Source organism: Erwinia sp. B116 (assembly GCF_002865965.1).
GTDB lineage: Bacteria > Pseudomonadota > Gammaproteobacteria > Enterobacterales > Enterobacteriaceae > Erwinia.
Map to the genome: position 1 here is coordinate 10341 of NZ_JRZZ01000060.1, position 4525 is coordinate 14865.

Sequence of the window (4525 nt, forward strand, 5' to 3'; positions counted from 1 at the left end):
AGCTGCTCTGCCTCAATCACCTTATTCATGGTGCCTCCTTTGCGGCCAGCTCGCGCACCTGGCGCAGGAAGTCACGCCCCTGGCCGGGGCGCGGCACGCTGGCAATCAGCCGTTGGGTGTAGGTGTGCTGCGGCTGGCGCAGCACCTCGGCGGTGGTGCCGCTTTCGACGATCTGCCCCTGGCGCATCACCGCCACCCGGTCGCACATCTCGCCGACCACCGCAAAATCGTGGGTGATAAACAGCAGTGCCACGCCGCGTCTGTGACGCAGTTCATTGAGCATTGCGAGGATTTTCGCCTGCACGGTGACGTCCAGCGCGGTGGTGGGTTCATCGGCAATAATCAGCTGCGGATCGTTAGCCAGCGCCATGGCGATGCCGACCCGCTGGCGCTGGCCGCCGGAGAGCTGATGCGGCCAGGCGTCGAAGCGCTGGGCGGCGTCGCGGATGCCGGTATCCTCCAGCAGCGCGATCGCCTGCTGCCGGGCGGCCGTGGCGGAGAGCAGCTGGTGGCAGCGGATCGCCTCCACCAGCTGATCGCCGATGCGCATCAGCGGATGCAGCGAGGTCAGCGGATCCTGGAAAATATAGGCCACCCGCGCGCCGCGCCGCTGCTGCATCTGCGGCGCACTGAGGCCCAACAGCTCCTCACCGGCCAGCCAGACGCCGCCGCCGCTGATGATGCCGGGCGGTGAGGCCACCAGCCCGGCGATCGCCAGCGCGCTGACGCTTTTGCCGGAGCCGCTTTCGCCGATCAGCCCGAGGCACTCGCCGGGCTGCAGATGGAAACTGACGCCCTTCACCGTCGGCACCTGCCGGTTACCACGGGTGAAGTTCACCTGCAGATCGGCCACCTCCAGCAGCGCGCCGGGCTGGCGGCGTTCAGGCACCGCCGGGCGCTGCACGGTGGTCATCGCCTGTGAGCGCAGCAGCGCGCCGGATTTCAGGCGCGGATCGAGCAGATCGCGCACGCCGTCGCCCAGCAGGTTAAAGCCGATCACCAGCAGGAAGATGGCCAGGCCGGGCACCAGCGCCACGTGCGGCGCGATAAACAGCTGACCGCGGCCCTGGCCGAGCATCGAACCCAGGTCGGCGTCCGGCGGCTGGGTGCCGAGGCCGAGGAACGACAGCCCGGCGGTTTCGAGGATCATCCAGCCGACGGTGGTCGAGAGCGCCACCACGATCAGCGGCAGCACGTTGGGCAGGATCTCGGTCAGCAGGATCTGCAGGTGGTTTTTTCCCGCCAGCCGCGCCGCCTGAATAAACGGGCTGTCGCGCAGGCTCAGGGTCTGGCCGCGCACGTTACGGGCAAAGAACGGGATATTGACCAGCGCGATGGCGTACAGCGCGTTGAGCAGGCCGGGGCCAAGCACCGCGACGATGGCCAGCGCCAGCAGGATATAGGGGAAGGCCATAATCATATCGATCAGCCGCATCAGCAGGCCGTCGGTGCGCCCGGCGGCATAACCGGCCACCAGCCCGATCAGCGTGCCGATCGTCGCCGCCAGCAGCGTGGCCCCCAGCCCCACCGCCAGCGACACCCGGGTGCCCCACAGCAGGCGCGACAGCATATCGCGGCCCAGCCCGTCGGTGCCGAGCAGGTGGCCCGGCGTCAGCGGCGGGGCAAGCCGCTGCAGCAGGTTGGTGGCGTCCGGGTCGGGCAGCGGCAACCAGGGGGCCAGCAGCGCGGCGGCGGCGGCCAGCAGCAGGATCAGCGCGCCCAGCGACGCCAGCCGGTTGTGCAGGAGCAGCGACAGGCCGCTGCGGCGGGATGAATACGCGTCGCTCATGATTTTATCCTCGGATCCAGACAGGCCTGCACGATATCGGTAAGCAGGTTAATCAGCACACAGGCGACGGCGGCGACCAGCACGCCGCCCTGCACCAGCAGCAGGTCGCGGGTGGAGACCGCCTTGACCAGCATCGCCCCCAGCCCCGGCCACTGAAACACCGTTTCGATATAGACCGCGCCGCCGAGCACGAAGCCGGCCTGAATGCCGATGGCCGGCACCACCGCCACCAGCGCCACGCGGAAGGCGTGTCGCCAGATCACCCGCCGTTCGTTCAGCCCTTTGGCGCGGGCGGTGCGGATATAGTCCTGGCGCAGCACCTCCAGCATCGCGGTGCGGGTCAGGCGGGCGATCACCCCGGTCGCAACCAGCGCCAGCGCCACGCTGGGCATCACCAGGTGGTGCAGCAGATCGCTGAGGCCGCCGCCGCCGTACACCGCCAGCATGCCGGAGGCCGGGAACCAGCGCAGGCTGACGGCAAACAGCATAATCATCAGCAGGCCGATCAGGAACGAGGGCAGCGAGATGCCGAGCAGCACCAGCAGGGTGATGATGCGGTCGCCCCAGCCAAACTGGCGCACCGCCGATACCACGCCGGCCAGCAGGCCGAGCACCACGCTGAGCAGCAGCGCGCAGCCGCCGAGCAGCAGGGTGGCGGAGAAGCGCTCCAGCACCTCGTCAATCACCGGCCGGTTCAGCACCCAGGAGTGGCCAAAGTCGCCGTGCAGCAGGTTATTAACCCAGATCAGGTACTGCTGCCACAGCGGCTTGTCCAGCCCCAGCTCCTGGCTGATGCGTGCGACGTTTTCCGGCGTGGCGTACGCGCCGAGCAGCGCCTGCGCCGGGTTGCCGGGGATCATCGCCATCAGCAGAAAGACGATCAGCGACAGGCCGATGACCACCGGGATCAGCCCGGCCAGCCGCTGCAGAATATATCGTGCCATCGTGCCTCCGTTACGGCTTGCTGACCTGATGCAGGATCAGGTTGAAGTTGGGTTGCAGCGTCAGGTTCTGCACCTGGCGCGAAGTGACCGCGTTCTGCTTCCAGTTGGCGACGAACAGCCAGGGCGCGTCGTCATGCACCACTGCCTGTACCTGACGATAGAGCGCCGCGCGCTGGCTCTGGTCGCTGGTGGCACGCGCTTTGTCCAGCAGTTCATCCACCTGCGGGTTGTGGTAGTAGCCGGAGTTAAAGCCGCCCTTGTCCGGCCAGGCGTCGCGGCGCAGGGTGAGGAACGGCAGGGTGTCCGGATCGTTGGTCATCCACGCCATTTCGGCCATCTGCGTCTGCGGCGTCAGGCCGGCGTTGACCTTGCTGAGGAAGGTGTTCCACTCCCAGGTCTGGATATTCACCTTCAGCCCGACGGCGCGCAGGTCGGCCTGGATGGCGGTGGCCATCGGGATCGGATCGAGCATGCCGGAGCCGCCGTCGGTGACGTAAAAGTTCAGCGTCGCTCCTTCGGCACCGGCGGCTTTCAGCAGCGCCCGTGCCTTTGCAGGATCGTAGGGATAAGGCTGCACCGCGTCGTTGCGCGCCCATTCGAAGGCGGAGGAGATCGGGCCGTCGGCCACCTGCGCCGCGCCCTGCAGCACCTTATCGACCAGCGCCCGTTTGTTAACCGCATAGTTCACCGCCTGGCGCACCCGGCGGTCATCGAACGGCTTTTCGCGGTTGTTCAGCCAGACAAACCAGACGTGCGGCCCCACCGCCTGCTGCAGGCGGAACTGCGGGTCGCTGGCGAAGCGCGCCACGGTATCCGGCGGCACTTCCACCATCACGTCCAGCCCGCCGGAGAGCATCTCCGCCGTGCGGGTGCTGCCGTCGGTGATTGGCCGGAACACCGCCGCCTTCAGCTTCGGCACGCCGTCCCAGTACGCCGCGTTGGCGTTAAGCAGCACCCGCTGGTTAGCCCGCCAGTCGCCGAAGCGGAACGCGCCGCTGCCCACCGGATGGCGGCCGAAGTCGCGGTCATACTTTTTCACCGCCGTCGGGGAGACGATCAGCCCGGTGGGGGTGGCGAGGTTCGACAGCAGCGGGGCGAAGGGTTTATCGAGGGTGAAGATCACCGTGTGGGCGTCCGGCGTGTCGATTTTCCGGATCGACGAGAAGAAGAAGCTCAGCGGGAACGGACCGGTGTGGTAGTACGGGTGCTGTTTGTTGAGCATCCGTTCAAAGGTAAAGCGCACCGCTTCGGCGTCCACCGGCGTGCCGTCGTGGAATTTCACCCCCGGCCGCAGGTGAAAGGTGTAGCGCAGGCCGTCCGGGCTGACTTCCCAGCGGCTGGCCAGCGCCGGTTCAATGGTCAGCGAGCCGGGCGCGTTGCGCACCAGGCCGTCGTACAGGTTGACCAGAATGCGCGAGTCGTTGGCGGCGGTGGCCACCTGCGGATCCAGCGACTGCGGCTCCGCCACCTGGCCAATAATCAGCACGCCGGGCGGGGTGGCGGCCAGCAGCGCCGGGGCCACCAGCGCCAGCCCGGCGTAAAGGGGGATCGCACGCAGCGTGGCGCGCAGCAGTCTGAGCATCTTGACCTCGTTGTCGGTGCGCAGCGTGTCAACGCCGCTGAACAGATGTTGGGTTAATTAATTTATGCGTATAAATAGCGAGATGTGCAATAATTTATCCATATAAATTTGATCTGGTACGCAGAAGAGGGGGGCACTATGACCTTGTCGATCGTGGCGCGGGATGCGTTAAGCGGAGAGCTGGGCGCGGCCACCGCCACCGCCGGGCCG

Annotated in this window: 3 protein-coding genes; all 3 read right to left on the minus strand. The window is 67.0% G+C overall.

Annotated features, from left to right (window positions below; translation table 11 throughout):
• Positions 1–25 precede the first annotated feature (25 nt).
• Genes NV64_RS21560 through NV64_RS21570 form a run of 3 tightly spaced genes read right to left on the minus strand, consistent with a single transcriptional unit; the run spans position 26 to position 4315 of the window.
• A complete protein-coding gene (locus tag NV64_RS21560) occupies positions 26–1789 on the minus strand; it encodes a dipeptide/oligopeptide/nickel ABC transporter permease/ATP-binding protein (RefSeq protein ID WP_101506742.1) in 1764 nt (587 codons plus the stop codon).
• Positions 1786–2733: an ABC transporter permease gene (locus NV64_RS21565; RefSeq protein ID WP_101506743.1), complete on the minus strand. Its 948-nt coding sequence runs from the start codon at positions 2731–2733 to the stop codon at positions 1786–1788. The genes NV64_RS21560 and NV64_RS21565 overlap by 4 nt, the downstream gene beginning before the upstream one ends.
• A 10-nt stretch (positions 2734–2743) precedes the next feature.
• Positions 2744–4315 (minus strand): ABC transporter substrate-binding protein, encoded by a 1572-nt coding sequence (locus tag NV64_RS21570; RefSeq protein WP_101506744.1) that lies wholly within the window; start codon positions 4313–4315, stop codon positions 2744–2746.
• Between the last annotated feature and the right edge of the window lie 210 nt (positions 4316–4525).